The organism is Hufsiella ginkgonis, from assembly GCF_009834915.1.
Classification (GTDB): Bacteria; Bacteroidota; Bacteroidia; order Sphingobacteriales; family Sphingobacteriaceae; genus Hufsiella; species Hufsiella ginkgonis.
In genome coordinates this window covers 810,213-828,689 of the sequence record NZ_WVHS01000002.1, presented here as the reverse complement: position 1 = coordinate 828,689, position 18,477 = coordinate 810,213, and the positions used below count along the sequence as shown (strand labels likewise).

Sequence of the window (18,477 nt, the reverse complement as noted above, 5' to 3'; positions counted from 1 at the left end):
CGGTCGGGAAATATCGATGAAAAAGTCAGTTATATTTTCGGTAATGCTATGTTGGTCGGCCTTCGTGTTGGGGCAGGGGGTGAAGTTTACGGCATCCGCAGACCGGGCACAGGTGGGTAAGGGGGAGCAATTCGAAGTGTCGTTTTCGCTGAATGCAAACGCTGACAAGTTCGCGCCGCCGGATTTTAGCGGCTTGGAGGTGCTTGCCGGGCCGAACATGTCGAGCAGCATGACGTCTGTTAACGGAAATACGTCCATGAGCATCGGTTATAGCTATGTGCTGGTAGCGACCAGGGAAGGCAACTATACCATTGGCGCCGCAACGGCCGAGGTGAACGGACGCCGATACAGTACCCAGCCGCTGAAGATCCAGGTGGTAAACGGGCGGCCGACGCAACAAAGCCGCAACGCCCGGCGTGACGATGAGCCGGAAGCGTTAAACGCCGATCTCTCGAAAGAGCTTTTTATCCGTGCCGTGGTCGATAAATCAACGGTATACCAGGGAGAACAGCTTACGTTAAGTTACCGGCTGTATACACGGATCCCCCTGCTCAATAGCGAAGCCGGTAAGATCCCGGACCTGAACGGGTTCTGGAGCCAGGAGATTGCAAGCAACGGGCAGAACACGCAGTGGCGGAAAGAAGTGTACAAAGGAGTGGCATATAACGTGGCCGACATCAAGCAAAGCATCCTGTTCCCGGAGCATTCGGGGAAGCTGGTGATCGATCCGCTGGAAATGATCTTTATGGTAAGGCAGCAAACCCGGCCCCGCGACATGATGGAAGAGTTTTTCGGCTCCTACAAGGAAGCGCGCGTTATCGTAAAAAGCGCCCCGGTTACCATTACGGCCAAACCGCTTCCCGAAGCCGGGAAGCCCGAAGGCTTTAGCGGCGCGGTCGGCAAGTTCTGGATCGAGGCTTCAGCCGATAAAAAAGCGCTTAAAACCAACGAGGCGCTTAATTATAAGGTGAAGATCACAGGATCAGGTAACCTGAAGCTATTGAAGGACCTGCCTATTGAGTTCCCGGAAGACTTTGAAAAATATGACCCCAAGCTAACGGATAAGATTTCCGAATCTCTTGCCGGCGTTTCGGGAAGCAGGACCTACGAATACCTGCTGATCCCGCGTCACGAAGGTAATTTTACCATAGGCCCCAAGAGCTTTTCTTACTTCAACCCATATGAAAATAAGTACGTTACGCTGCCGATCTCTCCTTCACCCGTTAAAGTGAATAAAGGTAAGGACGAGGGGAACGTAACCGCGCTTGCCGGCGGCCAGCAGGACGTTAAATTGCTGGATAAGGACATCCGTTACATTAAGACCGGCGACACTGAACCGGGAAAAGCCGGTGAAGGCTGGTATGGCTCGGGCTTGTTTTATTTCCTGCTTTCGGTGGGGCCGATTGCCATCGCGGCAGCCCTGCTTTACCGTAAATGGGACGAACGCAACAACAGCGACCCCGTACGGGTGAAAAGCCGGTTAGCCGGGAAGCTGGCCTCAAAACACCTCGCCAGTGCACAAGCCAGGCTGGCGGCCGGGCAGCAGCGCGAATTTTACGACGACTTGTTTAAAGGCCTTTACGGGTACCTGGCCAACAAACTAAATATTCCGTACGCCGGCCTGAACCGCGAGAATATCGCGGATTCGCTGAACGCAAGAGCGGTTGATGCGAAGCTGGTCCGGTCGCTGCAGGAAACGCTCGATCTCTGCGAAATGGCCCGGTATTCGCCGGTGCAAGGGATTTCGCCGGGGGAGGTGTTCGAAAAGTCGAAGAAAATAATTGCGGATATAGAAGGTTCGATATAATATGAAAAGACTGGCCTTATTTTTATTGCTTGTGCTGCCTTTTTGCGCCTTCGCGGAAGACCCGTCGTTGTTCGGGAGGGCAAACGCGCAATATGCAAAATCACAGTATAAAGAAGCCGCTGCTACCTACCGGCGGTTAATTTCCGAAGGCTTTCAATCCGCTCCTTTATATTATAATATGGCCAATGCCTGTTACAAAACCGGCGATATCCCGTCGGCCATTCTCTATTATGAGAAAGCAGCCAGGTTATCGCCGGGCGATGAGGACATCCGTTTTAATCTCTTGCTGGCGAACTCGAAAATCACCGATAAGATCGAGGCCGTGCCCGAATTCTTTCTTGCCAAATGGTGGCGGTCGGCGATCCTGGCCTTCCCGGCCGATGCGCTGGCGGCTTGCGCGGTGGTGTTTATTTTGCTCGGCTCCGCGGCTGTGATCGCCTATTTTTTCGCGGGATCGGTGGCGCTCAAAAAAGGCGCGTTCTTCGTTTCGCTGATCCTGGTGCTGCTTGGCCTGGCGGCCATTTTGATGGCCGGCCTGCAGGAGCGTTATTTCCGGGACCATCACCAATCGGTGGTGTTCGAAGGATCGGTTACGGTTAAGAGCGGTCCTTCCGTCCAGTCGAAATCACTGTTCGTAGTGCACAGTGGAACGAAAGTCGACGTGCTCGAAACAAACGGCGGCTGGATCAGGATCAGTCTCGCCAGCGGAAACGAAGGGTGGATGCCGGTTGCCGCCACCCGGGAGATCTGAGCTTATCCTGTTTTAAGCACCAGTTTCCGGGCCAGTTCCAGTTCAACCGGCTGAACGGTATGCGCCCTCCCCTTGTACACTTTTAGAATTACCGAAGCATTCAGCTTTTCCAATACCGTCACCGTTTCGTTCACCCTGGATAAAGGTACATGCGGATCGGGATCGCCGGTGGTGATCAATACGGGTGTTCCCGCGAAATCGCCGGCGTAGTTACCCGGGTTCAGCGTCTGGCCGATCAACCCGCCGGTAAAGGCGATCACCCCGCCAAAGCGTGCGGCATTCCGGGTCGTGTATTCCAATGCGAGACAAGCGCCCTGTGAAAAGCCGAGGAAGCAGACCTCGCCGGGAGGGATCCCGGCTTCCTGGAGGTCTCCGACGATTTCGCCCACCAGGGCAAGTGCCGAATCCAGTGCGGGCTGGTTGTCTGCAACAGGCGCCATAAAACTATAAGGATACCAGCTGTGATTGGTGGCCTGGGGCGACAAGATCGCGGTGTCTGCCAGTTCCAGGTGCCTGGCGAGCGACTGGATGTTACCTGCCGAGTCGCCCCGCCCGTGGAGCATGATGATCGCTCTCTTTGCGCCGGCAACCGGTGTCCCGGTTACCAGCACTTCTTTGCTGTGGGTATACATTTTAAATGAGCTTGGGTAATTTACTGCTAATGTCTTCGCGGATATGTTCGTACCGGGCGGGCAGCTTAAGGCCGGTGCCGAGTTCTTCTATTCTTTCGTCGATAGTGAAACCGGGGTTATCGGTAGCGATCTCGAACAATACGCCGCCCGGTTCGCGGAAATATAGCGAGTAGAAATAATTGCGGTCGATCTTTTCGGTGATGTGCAGGCCGGCGGCAACGATCTTGTTCCTGAACTCCATAAGCACCTGGTCGTTTTCTACCCGGAAGGCTACGTGGTGTACGGATCCGCCGGCTACATGACCGATGGGTTCGCCAGGCACTTCTACCACATCCACGATGTTCGCGTTCCCGGCGGCACCGGTTACAAAACGGAACCGGTTTACATGCTGTTCGGCCAGTTTGTAACCAAAAATACCGGTCAGTACATCTGCAGTTGGCTGTAACTGGTTGGTAGTGATGGTCACATTGTGAAAGCCTTTGGTGGCATGTTCGGCGGTTACTTCGCCGGTTTCCCAGGGCAGGCGGTTGTCGGGCGTTTTCGGGGTGATCAGTTCCAGCTTCAGTCCGTCGGGATCCAGGAAAGTCAGGTACTGCTCCCCAAACTTTTCGGCGGGCTTATTAAAGATCACGTTGTTGGCTTCGAAGCGTTTCAGCCAGAAATCGAAGCTGTTTTCGGGAACCGAATACCCGATCTCGGTGGCCTGCCGTGAACCGCGTCTTCCGGCGGTAATGCCTTCCCACGGGAAAAAGGTGAGGATGCTGCCCGGCGTTCCCACACGGTCGCCATAGTAGAAATGATAGGTGAACGGATCGTCGAAGTTAACGGTCTTCTTTACCATCCGGAGACCCAGTACCCGGGTATAAAAGTCGTAGTTCTTTTTTGCCCCGCCAGCGATCGCGGTGATGTGGTGGAGGCCTTGAATGTTATTTTTCATAATCTTGTTTTTTTAAAAGCTGTTGGTTTGTTTAGAAGTCGCGAGCCATCGTCATTGCTGTTTGTCGAAACAAAATTATGGGGCATAATGCGGGGGAAAATTGATGTAGGATAAGAAATGAGGCATCAGCTATCAGCAGTTAGCTAAAAGCTCACTTTCTCGCCATGAGCTGCTTCTTAATCCTGCTTAACGATTCGGGGGTAATGCCGAGGTAGGAGGCGATCTGTTGCTGCGGTACGCGTTGAACGATCTGCGGGTACCGTTTTACGAAATCGAGGTAACGGGATTCGGCGGTATGCGTAATGGCGGCATAAAAGCGGCTTTCGAGCACCGAGTACGACCGCTGCACCATGATGCGGAAGACCCGTTCGAGGCGGGGGACCTCTCGGAACAGGATCTCTTTGTTCTCGAAGTCGATCACCAGCAGCTCGGTATCCTCCAGCGTCTCGATGAAGAGATTCGACGGTTTTTGTTCCGAAAAGCTGCCGATATCGCTGATCCACCAGTCCTCTACGGCGAACTGGAGGATCACCTGGTCGCCCTGCTGGTCGATATAATATTTTTTAACGCAGCCTTTGATGATATACGCTTCAAAACGGCAAACCTCACCCTGCCGCAGCAACAGGGTCTTCTTTTTTACGGTCTTACTTTTTAATCTCCCGTGAAGGATTTCCAGCTCGTAGCCGCTAACGGGCGCACAGCGTGTAATATGTTTGTCGATTTCCCGGAACATGGCCAAATATAACGGCGTTGCTTTCTTTTTGAAATGCAATTGTATATTTACTGCTGAAATGAGCACCTGCGTTACACGCTTGAACCGCGGTGTATAACCAATTGAAATACGATCATGACCCCTAAGATTTTTATCGGCCGTTTATCGGTGCTGCTGGTGCTGTTTGCCACAAACGCACAAGCACAAAAATGGACAAGCCTGTTTAACGGCAAAGACCTAACCGGCTGGAAACAGCTGAACGGAAAGGCCAGGTACGAAGTAAAGGACGGCGAGATCATCGGTACCACCGTGGCAGGCACGCCAAACTCTTTTTTAAGCACGGAGAAAAACTATGGTAATTTTATTCTCGAGCTGGAGTTGAACGTAGATACGTCGATGAACTCCGGGATCCAGATCCGCAGTGAGAGCAAGCCGGAATATAATAACGGCCGGGTGCATGGCTACCAGGTAGAGGTAGATCCGTCGGCTCGTCAATGGAGCGGCGGTTTATACGACGAAGCCCGCCGCGGCTGGCTTTACACCCTGGAGTATAATCTCCCGGGAAAAAAGGCTTTTAAGAACGGCCAATGGAACAAATACCGCATCGAGTGCATCGGCAACGTGATCCGCGTATGGGTGAACGGTATACCTACCTCTAACACGGTAGATGCCATGACACCTTCGGGATTTATTTCCCTGCAGGTACATGCCGTGGGCAGCAGCGACAAGGCGGGTAAGCAAATACGCTGGCGCAAGATCCGCATCGCTACCGAAAACCTTAAGCCGTCGCCCCCTGACAAGATCTTTGTGGCCAACCTGGTGCCTAATAACCTTTCAGCACAGGAGAAGGCCAACGGTTATTACCTGCTGTTCGATGGCAAAACCACCAAAGGCTGGCGCGGCGCTTATAAGCCGGCGTTCCCCGCCAAAGGATGGCAAGTAAAGAACGGTGAGCTGAGTGTGCTCGCTTCTACGGGAGCGGAGTCTACCAACGGCGGCGACATCGTCACGGAAAAAGAATACGGCGCTTTTGAGCTTCAGTTTGATTTCCGGCTTACAGAGGGCGCCAATAGCGGCGTTAAATACTACGTAACGGAATCCGAAGGTAACAAGGGATCGGCCATAGGCCCGGAATACCAGGTGCTGGATGATGAGCGTCACCCCGATGCTAAGCTTGGCAAGAATGGAAACCGCACCATGGCATCGTTATATGACCTGATCGCTTCTAAAAAGATACCTGCCCTTTCGCAGAAAAAGATCGGGGAATGGAACCAGGCTATCATCCGCGCATACCCCGATAACCGCATCGAGTACTGGCTGAACGGCTATAAAGTGGTGGAATACACCCGCGGTTCCCCCGAATTCCTCGCCCTGGTGGCGGAAAGCAAGTATAAAAGCTGGCCAAACTTCGGGATGGCGCCGAAAGGACATATCCTGATCCAGGACCATGGCAACCTGGTTTCGTACAGGAGTATTAAGATTAAAGAGTTGAAGTAAAAACTGCTAAAAACACATTCATGATCCGCCGCACCTTCCTGCACCAGCTCACCGCCCTTGCCGCGGGTTGCGTTGTGCTCCCGTCATTTATCGCGCCCGAAAGAAAAGTGAAGAACATCGGGGTGCAGCTGTACACGTTTCGCGATTCGATGATGAAAGACGCCCGTGGTACGCTCGAACAGGTTGCAGGCCTCGGCATTAAACAGATCGAATCTGCCGGAAGCGCCAAAGGCAACTATTATGGCTTAAAGCCGAAGGAAATCAAGGAAATCTGTACCGCGTTGGGCATGACGCTCCGGAGCGGACACGTACACATAGACGGGCAATGGAAAAAAACGATAGCCGAGGCCGCTGAGGCGGGACAGGAATACCTGATCTGCTCTTCGATGCCAACCAGCGGACAAACGGTAAGCAATTACCGGAAGACTGCCGACACCTTTAACAAAGCCGGTGAGGAGTGTAAAAAAATGGGCCTCAAATTCGGGTATCATAACCACGATTACGAGTTTGGGGAGGAGAACGGGCAAGTGTTGTACGATGTGCTGCTTAGCGATACTGATCCGAAACTGGTAAATATGGAACTGGACCTCGGCTGGGTGATCGCATCGGGCAAAGATCCGCTGGCGTATTTTAAGAATCATCCCGGCAGGTTCCCGCTGTGGCACCTGAAGGACATGGACCTGGCAAAAAAACGAAGCACAGAATTTGGTAAAGGCGGACTTGACATCGCTGCCATGCTCGATCATGGTAAGGAATCGGGCCTGCGGTACTTTTTCGTGGAACAGGAAGAGTATGCCAGCTCCCCGCTTGAAAGCATGAAACACAATGTGAATTATCTTCAAAAGCTATCATAGGTGCCGAAAGATCATCCGTTTCCTACCTTTCCGCCAGGGGCTGCGTTGTAGGTTTATCTTATATTTGATCCGATACTCCAATTTTCATGGATCAGCCTTCTGCACCGGTTGTACGTAAGATCATTCACATTGATATGGATGCCTTTTACGCATCGGTGGAACAGCGGGACAACCCCGAATATCGCGGTAAGCCCATCGTGGTCGGCGGTTCGCCGGAGGGACGCGGAGGTGTGGTGGCCACCGCAAGCTATGAAGCGCGAAAGTTTGGTGTTAAATCTGCCATGTCATCAAAAAAAGCGCAGCAGCTTTGCCCGCAGGCGATCTTTATCAGGCCGCGTTTCGCGGTTTATAAAGAGGTTTCCAATCACATCCGCGAGATTTTCAGCCGGTATACCGACCTGATCGAGCCTTTGTCGCTCGACGAGGCTTTCCTCGACGTTACCAGCGATAAGGCTGGCATCGGGTCGGCCATCGATATTGCGAAAGCGATCAAGGCCGCTATTAAAGCGGAGCTGCAGCTCACCGCATCCGCGGGTGTTTCTGTGAATAAATTCGTGGCCAAGACCGCCTCAGATATGAATAAACCCGATGGGCTCACGTTCATCGGGCCGTCATCTATCGGGACATTTATGGAAAAGCTACCGGTGGAGAAGTTCTTTGGCGTAGGGAAGGTCACCGCCGGAAAGATGAAGAGCCTGCACCTGTTCACCGGCGCCGACCTGAAGAAACTGCCGGAGCAGGAGCTTGTCCGCCATTTTGGCAAACCCGGCCGGTTTTATTACCAAATCGTACGGGGTATCGACAACCGGCGGGTACAGCCCGACCGGGAAACGAAATCGGTAGGTGCGGAGGATACTTTCGCGTTCGATCTTACCACGCTGGAGGAAATGAACCCGGAACTGGAAAAGCTATCGGTGATCGTAAGCAAGCGGCTTGAGAAGAACGAAATCAAGGGACGCACTATTACGGTAAAGATCAAGTATGCCGATTTTAAGCAGATCACCCGGGGTACCTCGCTCGCAACCGCCGTGAATGATGCAGATGCCATCGCCCGGGTTTCTAAAAGCCTGCTGGCTGCTACGTTTGAAGAAAATCAGCGGGTGAGGCTGCTTGGGGTGTCACTTTCGAACTTTAAGGAGCCTGATTTGAAACGGTCGGCAAAAGATCCGTCGGTGTTGCTTTTGTTCCCGGAATAGGGAGAAGTGACGTAACGGGGGCGGCGCCCGCGGTCTTTTTTATACACTTTACCATGGATCGGGAACTTCGTGCGAAAAAGATTTAGGTATTTTTGCCGCCGATGGAAATGACCACTTTGTTATTGCTCTGCCTGGCCGCTTTTTCCGCAGGATTTGTAGATGCTATAGTGGGCGGGGGCGGGTTGATCCAGCTGCCGGTAAGCCTCCTGTTACTCGGCAACTTCCCGGTGGTTACGGTGATAGGCAGTCTTAAGATCCCGGCGTTTAGCGGCACGAGCTTCGCGGCCTGGCAATACCTCAAAAAAGTGCAGGTGAACTGGAAGCTGCCGGCCGTGATGATGGTGGTGGCTACTGCCGCCGCGTTTATGGGCTCGTACCTGCTTACCCATGTAAAGAACGACTTTATGAAGCCGCTGCTGCTGGCGGTTCTCTCGCTGGTAGCCATTTATACGTATTCGAAGAAGGATTTCGGCCGGCATATCCTCAAAAACCATTCTCCGGCGCGGCAAATGACTTACGCGGTGCTGATCAGCATGATCATCGGGGTGTACGACGGATTTATCGGCCCCGGTACCGGCAGTTTTCTTGTGCTGGCCTTCGTGGTGATCCTGGGCTTCGATTTTCTCCACGCATCGGCCAATGCCAAGATGGTGAACCTGGCCACTAATTTCGGCTCCATTTGCCTGTTCCTCGTAAAAGGCAAGATCATTTGGGCAGTGGCGCTCCCCATGGCGGCGAGCAATGCGGCCGGCGGATGGCTGGGCGCAAAACTGGCGATAGCTAAGGGAAACGGCTTTATCCGCGTATTTTTTTTATTGGTGGTGGTAGGTACCCTGGCGAGATTTGCCTATGATGTGCTGTTCAAATAGACCAACAGGCCAGGTTAGCTAAATAACTAGTCCAGCCCCGGCGCGAGCAGGCGGGGCTCCACTTCTCCATCGTTCGCTTCCGTGATCTTACTCAGGTTGTACACCATTGCTCCTTCGTGTTCAGTGCCTTTTAGCAAGCCTTTTTCATAGAGCCGTTGGAGGATATCGCCCGTAGAGATCATGGTGCCTTTATCCTGGAAACCTGGCTCAAACTCCGTTATCTTGCTAACTACCTCATCGGCTGTGCCCTTGCCAAGATCGGCGAGGGCAAATACCACTTTGTTCTCTTTCGTATCACTTACGTCATAGGAAGGGGGCACCTGTAAGGGCTTAAATTCTTCCCTGAATTCCTGGTCTGATAATGTCATGTACGAATAAGCAGTTCTTCGCCAGAAATGTTTTGCCTGGAAATAAAAGAATGCGGACGAATCTTTACTATTGTTCGTTATTATGCTATGTTGAAACGAATGGTTTTCCTGCTGCTGCTCACGGCGGCATCCCGGTTATACGGGCAGCGTACCGACGGCCTTACCGGGAAACGCGATACCTCTTATACTACCTGGAGCGCTTTTCAAAGCACGGTAAAAAAATACCCCGAGATCCGTATTGCCGCGGTAGGCCAGGCGGCTTCCGTAAAAGAAGCTCCCGCGATGGTCTACCGTTCTTTGAACGACCGGGACCTGCATCTCGACGCCTTTTACCCGGCCGGCAAGCGCCGTAAACTTGTTCCGGCGATCCTCATCATCCATGGAGGAGGCTGGCGAAGCGGCGATCGCTCACAGCATATCCCGCTTGCCCGGAAGCTGGCAGAACGGGGGTACGCCTGTTTCACTGTAGAATACCGGCTGTCGACAGAGGCGCTTTACCCTGCGGCCATCGAAGACCTGCAGGCGGCATTGGAATGGGTGCGCAGCAACTCAACGCAGTTTCATGCCGACCGTAACAAGGTAGCGGTGCTCGGTTTTTCTGCCGGGGGCGAACTGGCGGCTTACCTGGGCACTACCCAAAAGGTGCAAGCCATTGTAGATATCGACGGCACCCTGTCATTCGTCCATCCCGAATCGGGGGAAGGCGACGACAGCCGGTCCGTTTCGGCCGCTACCTGGTGGTTTGGCTTTGCAAAAAAGGACAACCCGGCATTATGGGCACAGGCATCGCCGCTGGCACATGTTGGAAAAAATACCCCGCCAACTTTGTTCCTGAACAGCGCGGTGGACCGCATGCATGCCGGCCGCGACGATTTTCGAAAGGTGCTCGATACCTTTCATACCTATTCAGAGGTGCATACTTTTGAAGGCGCTCCTCATTCATTTTGTTTGTTCGAACCCTGGTTTACACCAACGGTAGCGTACACCGACCAGTTTTTAAGGAAGATCTTTGGGGGGAACAGGAAATAGGAAGCGCTCTATTCTCTATTTCCTAATCCCATTTTTTAAGATATTTTTACATCGATGATCCAGGAATCTACCTACAAAGCCGCCCGCTCCGTTTCAGCTACCATCGAATCGCACTTTCTCCATCATCATGCATCGGTGATGGCCAGGAGCATGCACGAGGTTGCCCCTTGTCCTACGGAGTACCTGATCGAGATGATGATCGATGCGGCGTTCTGGGCCAGCCTCCGTAAGGAAGAAGGGCACCCGCCCAAGATCTCGCTGGCGTTACTGCCGCCCGAAATGGCCATGCACCCGATGGTTTTTGAGCATCCGCTGAAACTAAGCCCTGCACTGCTTACCAAGCTTGCACCCGCCGTTGAGCGCTCCGGAAATCACCTGGGCGTGTGGCACCAGCAGGGGGAGCTGTACGTCTGGGGCACTACGCGGGTAATTCCCGGTTTGTGTTTCGTGCTCGAAGTAGTGGAGCCGGGATTACTGGTGATCAAACACCGGCGTATAGACGGTTTCGGGAAGTTTGTGAATATCGCCGTATTGAAAGGCGACGAAGTAAAGATCGTAGACGACACCAGTGTGGCATTGCCGGACTGCCCAGCGTTATTAACATCGCTGCTGGGTTTTACCGGTCTCGAAGGCTGGAGCGACTCCGTAAGTGTGCTCGTGCAACTGGCAGCTTCGATGCGCGCACATGGCAGGGGTGGTGCGCTGCTGGTGGTGCCTTCCGGGAGCACTGCCTGGCGCGATTCTATCGTTCATCCCATTTCTTACCCGGTAATGCCTGCTTTTGCCGGTCTCGCCGAGCTGGTGAAGCAACATCCCGCGGAGCGGAATTCCGTATGGCAGGATTCGCTGACCCGTGCCGTGGAAAGCGTAGCCGGGGTTACCGCGGTAGATGGCGCCACCGTGATCAGCGACCAGCACGAACTGCTGGCTTTCGGCGCCAAGATCATCCGCTCGTTCCACGGCAGCCCCGTAGAGCAGATCATGCTTACAGAGCCGGTGGTTAACAGCCCGGTACGTGTTATCCATCCTACGCAAAACGGGGGGACACGGCACCTCTCGGCCGCGCAATTCGTACATGATCAGCATGATGCGCTGGCGCTGGTGGCATCGCAGGATGGTCGTTTTACGGTATTTTCCTGGTCGGAATGCGAGGGGATGGTACATGCCCACCGCGTAGACGCTTTGCTGCTCTAATCTCAAAAGTTAAGCACCGGTAAAACAAGCCAACCACTTAATTGCTTATAGACGTATACTCTATATATGCCTTTCATAGCCGCAGTTTCTACCATCGATTTTCCGGACAGGACAGACCAGGAAGCGGTAAAAAAACAAGCCCGCGAGTTGTTCATCGGGAATTTTCCCCAGATAGACCGGCTGCTGGCCGCGTTTGACAGCACCGAAATAAAAACCCGCAATTTCTGTAAGCCACTGTCGTATTACGCCGCTAACAATACCTTTGGCGAGCGGAACGACCACTACATTGAATTATCCCTGCGATACGCGATAGAAGCGATCACCCACTGTCTCGATCGGGCGGGAACTGCGAAGGAAGATATCACCGATATTTTGTTCGTATCTACTACCGGCCTGGCCACACCGAGTATGGACGCGCTCATTATCAATGCCATGAGGCTTGATCCGGGGATCAGCCGTACACCGGTTTGGGGATTGGGGTGTGCCGGGGGGGTATCAGGCATGGCAAAAGCGAATATCGCTGCAAAGGCAAACCCGGATGCGGTGGTGCTGCTGGTATCGGTGGAGCTTTGCTCGCTTACCCTGATCAAAAACGACTACAGCAAGAGCAATTTCATCGGTTCGAGCCTGTTCTCGGATGGGATTGCCGCATGTATCATAAAAGGAGACAACCATGCACCAAAACAGGATTGGTTTACGGAAGCCGGGAAACAGGTGTTCATCATCGATTCGGGCAGCAAGCTGTATTACGATTCGCTCGACGTGATGGGATGGGACTTCCGGGATACCGGTTTTAAGGTGTTGTTTTCAAAAGATATTCCCACGCTTATTCATCAGCACGTGCGGCAGGATATAACCGGCTTCCTGGCGCGTCATAATTTAACGCTGGAAGACATCCGAAGCTTCGTGTTTCATCCCGGCGGTAAAAAGGTGCTCGATGCGTACGTAGATGCGCTGGAGATCGATCGCGACAACTTAGCCGCACCGCCGGTGTGATGCAGCATTATGGGAATATGTCGAGCGCCACGGTTTTATACGTGCTCGAACAGTTTCTCCGGGAGGGATTTGACGACGGGTATGGATTAATGCTCGCTATGGGCCCCGGCTTTTCCAGCGAAATGGTACTTTTACGCATGACACATTCGAAATAAATGGCCTTCCTGATCTTTATCTCTTTCCTGGTAGCGCAGCGTCTTTCGGAACTCTATGTTTCTTCGAAAAATGAGAAGTGGCTGCTGGCTAATGGCGCCGTACAATACGGGCAAAAGCATTACCCTGTTATGGTTGGGATGCATACCTGCTTCCTGGTTTCGGTGATCGTGGAGTATTACCTGCGGGGTGGCACAGGCATGAATATACCGGTACTCGTTATTTTCCTGGCGCTGCTGGCCTTTAAATACTGGGTGATCGCATCCCTGGGCACTTTCTGGAACACCAAAATATACCGCATCCCGGGCATGCAGCCTGTCACCAGGGGAATCTACAAAGTGGTTAAACATCCCAATTACATGATCGTGGTCGGCGAGATCGCGCTCATCCCGCTGGTTTTTCACCTGTATACCACAGCTATCGTGTTCAGCATCCTCAATGCGGCGATGTTATATGTGCGAATTTCCGAGGAGAACCGGGTTTGGAAGATGATGAACGATAAATAGCGATGTAAATTCGTATTTTGGTACTCAACCCCACGTATGTACAGGCCGGTCTTATCGATACTTCTTATTTTTTGCGCTTCCACAGGCTTTTCCCAGGAGAAATGGGACCTTAAACGAAATGAAAACGGGATCGAAGTATATACCCGTAAAACCGATAGCGAAAAGTTTAAAGAGATCCGCGTGGTGTGCGAGTTTCGCGCAAATTTCGCGCAGTTGATCAAAACACTGCAACAGGTACAAGATCATTATAAATGGTCATACGCCACCAGGAAAGCGTACATGCTCAAACAGGACAATCCTTACAAATTCATTTATTACTCCGAGATCGGGCTGCCCTGGCCATTATCTAACCGGGATGCGATCACCCGGATCGTGATATCGGTAGATTCGGTAAGCAATGTATTGAGCATCACCGGATCAAGCATGCCAGACTTTGTTCCCGAAAAGAAGGGATTGGTGCGTACCCCGTATTCACTGGCGGTATGGAAAGTGAAGGCGCTGCCAGACAATAGGTTGGCCGTTGACTATACCTTTTCGGTAGATCCCGGCGGATCGTTGCCTGCGTGGTTTGTGAACATGGCCAGCTCCACCGGGCCGTATACCTCGTTCATGAAATTGAGAGACATCGTTCAGAATCAAAAACTATAGCGCGTTATCCCTATGAGTTTACTTGCCGCATTTGGTTCGCTGCCCTCGGGGAAAAGGCTGGAACAGATTAAACAATCGCCCAACTACCGTGATGGCTCGTTCCAGAACCCGGTGCCCACGGAAGTCACCCTGAAAGAAGCGTCGCTCATTAAGCTGCTGTTCCATACCATGAACAAGCCGGCCTCCGTTCGCCCGCCGTTTCCGCTCCCCTCGGTAAAAACAGACCTGGCCGCCCTGGGCGATGAGCGGCCGGCAATCGTGTGGTTCGGGCATTCTTCTTATATGATCCGGTTTAAAGGCAAGACGATTCTTGTCGACCCGGTTTTTAGCGGTAATGCCTCGCCCGTTTCTTTTATCGCGAAAGCGTTCGCCGGCACCGACGTATATGATACCGAAGATTTCGTAAAAGTCGACATCCTGGTGATCACACATGATCATTACGACCACCTGGATTATAAAACCGTGATAAAGCTCGCACCCAAGGTGGAGAAGATCTGTACTTCACTGGGAGTGGGCGCACACCTGGAGCGTTGGGGTATCGATCCCGGGAAGATCACCGAGTTCGACTGGTTTGATTCGGCAGCCGTTTTCCCGGAGGTCACCCTTACAGCCGTTCCCGGCAGGCATTTCTCGGGCAGGGGCATAAAACGCGGCCAGTCACTGTGGAGCGCTTTTGTACTGAAATGGGAGCGGTGGTCGTTGTTCATAGGCGGAGACTCCGGGTACGGGGACCACTTTAAGGCGATCGGCGCCCGGTTCGGCCCGTTCGACATCGCCATGCTGGAAACCGGGCAGTACAACAAGGATTGGCCGTATATCCACATGCATCCGCAGGAAGCGGTACAGGCAGCGCTCGACCTGCAGGCGAAGGTGCTGATGCCGGTGCATTGGGGAAAGTTCGACCTCGCCTTCCACCCCTGGGACGAGCCCGCAAAGTTAACCGAGGCCGCAGCGAACGAAAAAAAACTCAGGTTTACGATGCCGTTGATCGGCGAACCAGTTATATTAGACCTGACCTATCCCGCCAGCGGCTGGTGGCGGGAAAAACCTCATCAGGATGCATAAAAAGCTGCTAACCAACCTTACTTTCTGGGTGCTCATTGCAATTATCTGCGGCATCTTATTGGGCCATTTCTTCCCGGCAACGGCCGTGAAAACCGAAAGTATCGGCAAGGCTTTTATTTCCCTGATCAAGGTTTTTATTGCGCCGATCATTTTCCTTACCATCGTGCTGGGTATCTGCGGAATGGAGGACATGAAAAAAGCCGGTCGGATCGGTGTAAAAGCATTGTTGTATTTCGAGGTAGTCACCACTTTTGCGTTAGCCATCGGGGTAGCCGTGGCACTGCTGGTCCGGCCCGGCAAGATCGATAAAACCCAACTTCAGGTCGGCGATGCCAGCAAATACACCGGCAAAGCTGGCACGGGTGTAGACTGGGGCGGGTTACTTTCGTCTAACCTTACCTTGCAGGTGCTGATCGCTGCCCTCGTAGCGGGCATCGTGTTAAATTACCTGCCTAAAAAAGACCGGTTAGTGGCGGGGCTCACCAGTGTATCGAAGATCGTTTTCCTGGCCCTTAAGTACGTAATGTACCTGGCGCCGGTCGGGGCGTTTGCAGGAATGGCCTCTACCATCGGAAAGTTTGGCTTAAGGACGCTGGTCCCGCTGGCGCAACTGGTAGGAAGTATCTACCTGACGATGATCATCTTCGTGCTGGTGGTCCTTGGCGCCATCCTGCGGTATTACCAGCTTAGCATCTTTAAGTTCCTGAAATACATCCAGGAAGAAATTTTACTGGTGCTTGGCACATCGTCATCGGAGCCGGCACTGCCCGCGTTGATGAGTAAGCTGGAAACCATCGGTTGCAGCAAATCGACGGTAGGCCTGGTAGTGCCTACAGGTTATTCTTTTAACCTGGACGGTACGTCCATTTACCTTTCGATGGCGGTGATCTTCCTGGCACAGTTGTATGATGTGCACCTGAGCACGGCCGAGATCATCAGTATCATCGGCATCCTCATGATCACCTCCAAGGGCGCAGCCGGGGTTACGGGAAGCGGCTTCATCGTGTTGGCTTCTACGCTAACGGCGCTCCACAACATCCCGGTAGAAGGATTGGCATTTTTATTGGGCGTGGATAAGTTCATGAGCGAGGCGCGTGCCATTACCAACCTTATCGGTAACGGGGTGGCCACTATAGCGATCGCGAAAAGTGAGAAAGAAGTCGTGATCATCCCCTGAATACATGAAAAGATACGTAAATAAAACCGTCCTGGTAACCGGCAGCAGCCAGGGGATCGGTGCCGCCTGTGCGCTTCGCATGGCCTCGGAAGGGGCAAAGGTGATCCTGAACGGACGTAAGCTGGATGAACGCGGAGAAGCGCTGATCCGCGCCATCACAGAAATGGGAAGCAAGGCCGAATTTATTACCGCCGACATCAGTATCACCGCTGAGGCTGTGCGGCTCGTAAACGAAGCCACCGGGGTGTTCGGCGCTTTAGATATCCTCGTAAATAACGCGGGGGTGGAGAAAAAGCATGATTTCTGGGACGTTACCGAAGAAGAATACGACCTGGTAATGGATACTAACCTGAAAGGTGTCTTTTTTGGAATACAAGCATTTGTAAAATACTGCATGGCCGGTAAAAAGCCGGGCGTAATAGTGAACATGAGTTCCGTCCACGAGGAAATTATTTTTCCACATTTCGCCGCTTATTGCGCCAGCAAAGGCGGATTGAAAATGTTAACAAGAAACCTGGCGACAGAGCTTGCCCCGTACCAGATCAGGATAAATAACGTGGCGCCCGGGGCGATCTCTACACCCATCAATAAATCATTGTTAGAAAATAAAGAACTTCTTAACAGCGTACTGGAAAATATCCCGATGAAAAGATTGGGGAAACCGGAAGATGTGGCGGCCATTGTCGCTTTCCTGGCATCGGATGAAGCTGCTTACGTTACCGGGTCCACGTATTTCGTCGACGGCGGGCTGACGTGGCATTATGAGGAACAATAAGTCACTTACAATATTCTTGTACGCTGTTAACCTTTCATCACCGTGATCTTTTCTCCCTTCCAATCCGGGAAGAGCACTTTATCGTTGTTAATCGACAGGTGTTTATCCGCTACGGCGCTGAACATGCTCCTGAAGTCGGTACTCACTGCGAGGTCGCGGCCGTCTTCCAGGTTATCAGCCGATAGCGGCCGGATGTTTTGGTGAACGATCCCGCCATTTACGTCGTTGCCGAGGATAAAGCTGCAGGATGCACGACCGTGATCGGTGCCGCCGGTACCATTTTGCTTCACCGTACGTCCGAATTCGGTCATGGTCATCAGCGTTACGTCATCCTGGTACCCGCTCATGTCGCTCCAGAAAGCCATGATACTATTGCTGAGGTCGCTCACGTTGCGGGCGAAGATCCCCTGTTCGGTACCCTGGTTGAAATGGGTATCCCAGCCGCCCGATTCCGCAAACGCTACCTCCATGCCTACGTCCATTTTGATCAGCTGCGCGATCTGTTTGAGCGCGTTGCCAAGCGGCGAAACAGGATATACCACGTTATTTGCAGGCCGGTAGTTCTTAATGTCCGTTTTCTGCAGCATCTTCATCGCATCGAAACTTTCTTTACCGGTTTCTTTGAGCAGGCCCGGGGAAGTTTGATCGTACAGGTCTTCGAAGCTTTTTGCGGCCATGCTGGCGCCTTTTACGTTTCCCCGCATCTGTATGGAGAAATCCTGGAGGTTATTGATCGCTACCGCCGGGCTGTCTCCATAAAAGGAGCGCGGCATGGACGAGGTCAGGCTTACGGCCTGGAATGGAGTGGCTGCTTCATGCCCCAGCAATCCTACGGCGCGGTTTAACCAACCGCTGGGTGTCCCTTTGCTGTAAGGTGTTCCTGACTCCATATAATCCTGCGCGTCGAAGTGCGAACGTGTTTTGTTCGGAGAACCCACACCATGTACAATGGCGAGTCGTTTTTCCAGGAACATCGGTTCAAAAGCCTTCATGGCAGGATGCAACCCGAACTGTCCGTCGAGGTCGATGAGGGGAGTGCCTTTTCCGCCTTTTGCGGCCGACATAAAGAGGGTAGGACGTGCCGCTTTTAAATACTGGTCGTTGAATGGTGTCACTGCCATGAGCCCGTCCATCGCTCCGCGCTGGAAGATGCACACCAATACCTTACGCCGCTTAAACGGGTTGATGAGGGTGTTACCCGTTTCTGCAGCGCGCGCTAAGAATGAAGGTAAACCACCCAGCCCGATCCCAAACAGGGCAAGGCCGCCGGATTTTAGAAATGCTCTTCGTGTTGTCATGATCGGTAGTTGT

The 18,477-nt window shown here is 52.8% G+C and carries 20 protein-coding genes; 15 read left to right on the top strand and 5 right to left on the bottom strand.

Annotation, left to right across the window (positions count from 1 at the left end; genetic code table 11):
• Nucleotides 1–16: 16 nt before the first annotated feature.
• Both GS398_RS10470 and GS398_RS10465 read left to right on the top strand, forming a co-directional pair.
• Nucleotides 17–1,807 (top strand): BatD family protein, encoded by a 1,791-nt coding sequence (locus tag GS398_RS10470; protein WP_160906705.1) that lies wholly within the window; start codon nt 17–19, stop codon nt 1,805–1,807.
• 1 nt (nt 1,808) lies between these two features.
• Nucleotides 1,809–2,558, top strand: a complete 750-nt coding sequence (locus GS398_RS10465) for a tetratricopeptide repeat protein (protein WP_160906704.1) — start codon at nt 1,809–1,811, stop codon at nt 2,556–2,558.
• Between the two features lie 2 nt (nt 2,559–2,560).
• Here GS398_RS10465 and GS398_RS10460 read toward each other — a convergent pair whose 3' ends face one another.
• From GS398_RS10460 to GS398_RS10450, 3 genes are all read right to left on the bottom strand, one after another.
• Nucleotides 2,561–3,190: an alpha/beta hydrolase gene (locus tag GS398_RS10460; protein WP_160906703.1), complete on the bottom strand. Its 630-nt coding sequence runs from the start codon at nt 3,188–3,190 to the stop codon at nt 2,561–2,563.
• Between the two features lies 1 nt (nt 3,191).
• The gene (locus tag GS398_RS10455; protein WP_160906702.1) at nt 3,192–4,127 is read right to left on the bottom strand and encodes a ring-cleaving dioxygenase; all 936 of its coding nucleotides are present in this window, start codon (nt 4,125–4,127) and stop codon (nt 3,192–3,194) included.
• Between the two features lie 151 nt (nt 4,128–4,278).
• A complete protein-coding gene (locus tag GS398_RS10450) occupies nt 4,279–4,860 on the bottom strand; it encodes a Crp/Fnr family transcriptional regulator (RefSeq protein WP_160906701.1) in 582 nt (193 codons plus the stop codon).
• Between the two features lie 114 nt (nt 4,861–4,974).
• Between GS398_RS10450 and GS398_RS10445 the strand changes: the two genes are divergently transcribed.
• The 4 genes from GS398_RS10445 (at nt 4,975) to GS398_RS10430 (ending at nt 9,255) form a co-directional block, all read left to right on the top strand.
• Entirely contained in the window at nt 4,975–6,336 is a 1,362-nt protein-coding gene (locus GS398_RS10445) for a 3-keto-disaccharide hydrolase (RefSeq protein WP_160906700.1), read from the top strand.
• 20 nt (nt 6,337–6,356) lie between these two features.
• Nucleotides 6,357–7,190: a sugar phosphate isomerase/epimerase family protein gene (locus GS398_RS10440; protein WP_160906699.1), complete on the top strand. Its 834-nt coding sequence runs from the start codon at nt 6,357–6,359 to the stop codon at nt 7,188–7,190.
• An 86-nt stretch (nt 7,191–7,276) separates the two neighbouring features.
• Nucleotides 7,277–8,386, top strand: a complete 1,110-nt coding sequence (dinB, locus tag GS398_RS10435; protein WP_160906698.1) for a DNA polymerase IV — start codon at nt 7,277–7,279, stop codon at nt 8,384–8,386.
• 107 nt (nt 8,387–8,493) lie between these two features.
• Nucleotides 8,494–9,255, top strand: coding sequence for a sulfite exporter TauE/SafE family protein (locus GS398_RS10430; protein WP_202406013.1), 762 nt, complete (start codon nt 8,494–8,496; stop codon nt 9,253–9,255).
• 26 nt (nt 9,256–9,281) lie between these two features.
• Here GS398_RS10430 and GS398_RS10425 read toward each other — a convergent pair whose 3' ends face one another.
• Nucleotides 9,282–9,623 carry a hypothetical protein gene (locus tag GS398_RS10425; RefSeq protein ID WP_160906696.1) on the bottom strand — a complete coding sequence of 114 codons (342 nt, stop codon included), beginning with the start codon at nt 9,621–9,623 and terminating at the stop codon, nt 9,282–9,284.
• 87 nt (nt 9,624–9,710) lie between these two features.
• Here GS398_RS10425 and GS398_RS10420 point away from each other — a divergent pair, with 87 nt between their 5' ends.
• From GS398_RS10420 to GS398_RS10380, 9 genes are all read left to right on the top strand, one after another.
• Nucleotides 9,711–10,652: an alpha/beta hydrolase gene (locus GS398_RS10420; protein ID WP_160906695.1), complete on the top strand. Its 942-nt coding sequence runs from the start codon at nt 9,711–9,713 to the stop codon at nt 10,650–10,652.
• Nucleotides 10,653–10,706: 54 nt separating this feature from the next.
• Complete coding sequence (locus GS398_RS10415; protein WP_160906694.1) at nt 10,707–11,846, top strand: putative sensor domain DACNV-containing protein; 1,140 nt, start codon at nt 10,707–10,709, stop codon at nt 11,844–11,846.
• 66 nt (nt 11,847–11,912) lie between these two features.
• Nucleotides 11,913–12,842 carry a type III polyketide synthase gene (locus GS398_RS10410; RefSeq protein ID WP_160906693.1) on the top strand — a complete coding sequence of 310 codons (930 nt, stop codon included), beginning with the start codon at nt 11,913–11,915 and terminating at the stop codon, nt 12,840–12,842.
• Nucleotides 12,842–12,997, top strand: coding sequence for a 3-oxoacyl-[acyl-carrier-protein] synthase III C-terminal domain-containing protein (locus tag GS398_RS10405; RefSeq protein ID WP_237488171.1), 156 nt, complete (start codon nt 12,842–12,844; stop codon nt 12,995–12,997). Before GS398_RS10410 ends, GS398_RS10405 begins: the two co-directional genes overlap by 1 nt.
• A complete protein-coding gene (locus GS398_RS10400) occupies nt 12,998–13,501 on the top strand; it encodes an isoprenylcysteine carboxyl methyltransferase family protein (RefSeq protein ID WP_160906691.1) in 504 nt (167 codons plus the stop codon).
• Between the two features lie 36 nt (nt 13,502–13,537).
• Complete coding sequence (locus tag GS398_RS10395) at nt 13,538–14,149, top strand: START domain-containing protein (protein WP_160906690.1); 612 nt, start codon at nt 13,538–13,540, stop codon at nt 14,147–14,149.
• Between the two features lie 12 nt (nt 14,150–14,161).
• Nucleotides 14,162–15,214, top strand: coding sequence for an MBL fold metallo-hydrolase (locus GS398_RS10390; protein ID WP_160906689.1), 1,053 nt, complete (start codon nt 14,162–14,164; stop codon nt 15,212–15,214).
• Nucleotides 15,207–16,391 (top strand): cation:dicarboxylate symporter family transporter, encoded by a 1,185-nt coding sequence (locus GS398_RS10385; protein ID WP_160906688.1) that lies wholly within the window; start codon nt 15,207–15,209, stop codon nt 16,389–16,391. Before GS398_RS10390 ends, GS398_RS10385 begins: the two co-directional genes overlap by 8 nt.
• Nucleotides 16,392–16,395: 4 nt before the next feature.
• The gene (locus GS398_RS10380) at nt 16,396–17,166 is read left to right on the top strand and encodes an SDR family NAD(P)-dependent oxidoreductase (RefSeq protein WP_160906687.1); all 771 of its coding nucleotides are present in this window, start codon (nt 16,396–16,398) and stop codon (nt 17,164–17,166) included.
• Nucleotides 17,167–17,192: 26 nt separating this feature from the next.
• On the opposite strand, the gene GS398_RS10375 is transcribed toward GS398_RS10380, so the two are convergent.
• A complete protein-coding gene (locus tag GS398_RS10375; protein ID WP_160906686.1) occupies nt 17,193–18,464 on the bottom strand; it encodes a DUF1501 domain-containing protein in 1,272 nt (423 codons plus the stop codon).
• Between the last annotated feature and the right edge of the window lie 13 nt (nt 18,465–18,477).

Bases quoted from the DNA above. Each gene is read 5' to 3' on its own strand.
- GS398_RS10470 (WP_160906705.1), top strand. From the start codon at position 17: ATGAAAAAGTCAGTTATATTTTCGGTAATGCTATGTTGGTCGGCCTTC.
- GS398_RS10465 (WP_160906704.1), top strand. From the start codon at position 1,809: ATGAAAAGACTGGCCTTATTTTTATTGCTTGTGCTGCCTTTTTGCGCC.
- GS398_RS10460 (WP_160906703.1), bottom strand. From the start codon at position 3,190: ATGTATACCCACAGCAAAGAAGTGCTGGTAACCGGGACACCGGTTGCC.
- GS398_RS10455 (WP_160906702.1), bottom strand. From the start codon at position 4,127: ATGAAAAATAACATTCAAGGCCTCCACCACATCACCGCGATCGCTGGC.
- GS398_RS10450 (WP_160906701.1), bottom strand. From the start codon at position 4,860: ATGTTCCGGGAAATCGACAAACATATTACACGCTGTGCGCCCGTTAGC.
- GS398_RS10445 (WP_160906700.1), top strand. From the start codon at position 4,975: ATGACCCCTAAGATTTTTATCGGCCGTTTATCGGTGCTGCTGGTGCTG.
- GS398_RS10440 (WP_160906699.1), top strand. From the start codon at position 6,357: ATGATCCGCCGCACCTTCCTGCACCAGCTCACCGCCCTTGCCGCGGGT.
- dinB (WP_160906698.1), top strand. From the start codon at position 7,277: ATGGATCAGCCTTCTGCACCGGTTGTACGTAAGATCATTCACATTGAT.
- GS398_RS10430 (WP_202406013.1), top strand. From the start codon at position 8,494: ATGACCACTTTGTTATTGCTCTGCCTGGCCGCTTTTTCCGCAGGATTT.
- GS398_RS10425 (WP_160906696.1), bottom strand. From the start codon at position 9,623: ATGACATTATCAGACCAGGAATTCAGGGAAGAATTTAAGCCCTTACAG.
- GS398_RS10420 (WP_160906695.1), top strand. From the start codon at position 9,711: ATGTTGAAACGAATGGTTTTCCTGCTGCTGCTCACGGCGGCATCCCGG.
- GS398_RS10415 (WP_160906694.1), top strand. From the start codon at position 10,707: ATGATCCAGGAATCTACCTACAAAGCCGCCCGCTCCGTTTCAGCTACC.
- GS398_RS10410 (WP_160906693.1), top strand. From the start codon at position 11,913: ATGCCTTTCATAGCCGCAGTTTCTACCATCGATTTTCCGGACAGGACA.
- GS398_RS10405 (WP_237488171.1), top strand. From the start codon at position 12,842: ATGCAGCATTATGGGAATATGTCGAGCGCCACGGTTTTATACGTGCTC.
- GS398_RS10400 (WP_160906691.1), top strand. From the start codon at position 12,998: ATGGCCTTCCTGATCTTTATCTCTTTCCTGGTAGCGCAGCGTCTTTCG.
- GS398_RS10395 (WP_160906690.1), top strand. From the start codon at position 13,538: ATGTACAGGCCGGTCTTATCGATACTTCTTATTTTTTGCGCTTCCACA.
- GS398_RS10390 (WP_160906689.1), top strand. From the start codon at position 14,162: ATGAGTTTACTTGCCGCATTTGGTTCGCTGCCCTCGGGGAAAAGGCTG.
- GS398_RS10385 (WP_160906688.1), top strand. From the start codon at position 15,207: ATGCATAAAAAGCTGCTAACCAACCTTACTTTCTGGGTGCTCATTGCA.
- GS398_RS10380 (WP_160906687.1), top strand. From the start codon at position 16,396: ATGAAAAGATACGTAAATAAAACCGTCCTGGTAACCGGCAGCAGCCAG.
- GS398_RS10375 (WP_160906686.1), bottom strand. From the start codon at position 18,464: ATGACAACACGAAGAGCATTTCTAAAATCCGGCGGCCTTGCCCTGTTT.